The 2,480-nt window shown below is 71.8% G+C and carries 1 protein-coding gene and 1 pseudogene; one reads left to right on the top strand and one right to left on the bottom strand.

Annotation, left to right across the window (positions count from 1 at the left end; genetic code table 11):
• A partial coding sequence (locus A5702_RS26715) for a hypothetical protein (protein ID WP_068220867.1) occupies nucleotides 1–1,499 on the bottom strand: 1,499 nt, incomplete at its 3' end.
• Nucleotides 1,500–1,689: 190 nt separating this feature from the next.
• On the opposite strand from A5702_RS26715, the pseudogene A5702_RS11775 reads away from it, so the two are divergent.
• Nucleotides 1,690–2,480, top strand: a pseudogene (locus A5702_RS11775) (hypothetical protein); the annotation flags it as partial.

Here is a 2,480-nt window from a genome sequence, read left to right on the forward strand (position 1 = left end):
GCCGCGGTCGTCGGCGTTTGGGTCTCGGTCAACGGGGTCTTGGTCGCCGTCGGTGGCGTCGTCGTCGTCACGTGCGGCGGTGTCGTCGTCGTGGTCGTCGGCGTCGAGCTGGTTTCCGTCGTGGTGGTTGGCGTGGTGGTGGACGGCCCCGAGGGAGTGGTCGTGGTGGTGGTGGTCGTCGTGGTGGTCGTGGTGGTCGTGGTCGTCGGCGTCGTGGTGGTGATCGTCGGCGGGTTGTACGGGGGGTAGGGAATGATGATCGGAATCGGCAGTGGCACAACGGGATTCGGGTTAGGAACGAAACCCGGGGTGCCCGGCGACACCGGCGCGACGGGGACGGCCGGCCCGGCGCCGCCCGGCGAGGTGCCCTGCGCGGGCAGGAGACCGTTGGCGTCCGGGATGACGCCGCCCTGGAAGCCGGCGTTGGGCTGGTCGACCGGCGGCGGTGGCACCGGCGCCTGCTGCTGCGTCGGCAAGAGCGGCATGAACTTGCCCGGGGCGGCGTTCTGGTGGCCCACCACCGGCTGTTGGCTCGCGGTGGGACGGACCGCGATCGCCACGGCGGCGGCCAGCGACGCGAAACCGATGACCGCGAAGGCGATCACGGCGTTGCCGACCAGCAGCGACCGGCGGCTCAGCCGCGTGGGGATGGCCTCGGTCTCGTCGTAGTCGTCGTATTCGGGGTCGTACTCGTCGCCCGCGAACGGCTCGGGCTCGTCGGCCATCGAATACGCCAGCTGGGGTTCCTCCGCGTGCGGCGGCGGCACCATCGTCGTCTCGTCACCGGTGGCCCGCACCGGGGAGATCGCGGTCTCGTCGCCGGCGAGCCCCACGGCCGGCGCCATGGCGGTGGCGTCGCCGGCCGACAGCGCCTGCGCCGCGACGATGGCCGCGCCACGGGCCAGGGCGAACTCGGGATCGTCGGCGACCTGCACCCGCATGGTCGACGCGTCGTGGAACCCCTCGGCCGCCCGGGCCAGCTCCGGGGAGGCGCCCACCAGGTACACCTCACCCGGCGCGTCCGGCCGGCCGCTGAGTTGGGCCATCATCGTGTTGAACGTCGCGGTCGCGTCGCCCGCGAGTGGCTCACTGGCCAGCACGGTCGGCGGGGCGTTCTGGTCATCGGCGGGCGCCGGCACCGACAGCGTCGCCGTCGCGTCGGTGATCACCAGCGCGGCCCCGGGCTGTCCGGCCGCGCGCATCAGCGCGGTCACCGCCTGCGACTCCGAGAGCACCGCGACGTTCGAGACGCCGGAATCTTCCAGGGCTTGGCGCAGCTGGCCGGCCCGCGGCTCGTCGCTCCAGCACACCCGGGTGCCCACCAGCCGGTGGTTCTCGTCGGCCAGCAGCCTATTGGTGCCGACCACCGTCTCGGCGAGTTTCCCGACCGGGTTCTCCTCGAGGTCGACGACGGATTGGTCGATCACGTCCGCGCCCGGCCCGACGAGCGCCAAGCGGGCAACCGGGCCCGTGACCGCGACCCCCAACACGACGTCCATCCCGGTTCTCCTTCGGCTGGCCACCCCACGGTCAGCAATGTCCCCGCATCATTACACTTGCGATACCGTTGGCAGTATCCGTTATTCGGGCGAACAACGTTTGCCTCTACCGCAGCGTAACCAGCTTCTCCAACGACAGGACGGTCGCAGGGGAATCTGCCACGGCGTCCGTCCTTGATTCCCGGGGGGCATGGTGAGCCAGAGCAGCGACGACGCCCCTACCGGCCCCATCCGGGAGCAGGCCCAGCAAACCACTCGCATCCCCAGGCCGCCCGCCGAGCCGGCCGGTGATTCGACGCGGCGCTGGCACGCCGTCAGCGACCTGACCGCCGCCGCGCTGCTCGTCGCCGCCGTGTTCCTGCCGTGGAATCTGTACTTCGGCGTCGGGATTCCCGGCAGCAGCGGCGCCCTGTTCGCGGTGTTGATCGGGGTCACCGCGCTGTCCCTCATCGCCGTCGCGGCGGCCGGTTCGTGGCGGTCGTCCGGCGCCCGGTTCAACCCGGCGACGACGGGCCGGCTGCGGCTGGCGCTCAATGTCCCCTACGCGCTGCTGGTGCTGGCGTTCGTCGGATTCGACGCCTTCGAGACCGTCCGCTTCGGCGGCACGGTGAACGTGCCGGGCGGCGTGGGGCCCGGGGCGTGGGTGGGCATCGCCGGCTCCCTGCTGAGCGCGCAAGCCGTAACCGCCGGCGCCCGCTCGGGACCGGTTCCCGAGGGCGACGAACACACCGCCTGGCTGAGGTCCGCCCGTCTCATCGGTTACGCGTCGATGGCGTTGGCGGTGCTCAGCTTCGGCTTCAACCTGTACTGGCGGGTGCGCTACGCGCTGCAAACCTCCGGCGACTTCGGCAAGCAGAACATCGACGTCATCGTCACGGCCGTGGTGTACGGCGTGGTCGCCTTGGTCGCCGTGCTGGTCGCCTCCCGGTGGTTGCTGCGCGGCACTAGGGCGGCCCGGCTGGCCACGGTCGCGCTCGGCGC

It is taken from the genome of Mycobacterium sp. E3339, from assembly GCF_001666915.1.
In the GTDB taxonomy this organism is placed as follows: domain Bacteria; phylum Actinomycetota; class Actinomycetes; order Mycobacteriales; family Mycobacteriaceae; genus Mycobacterium.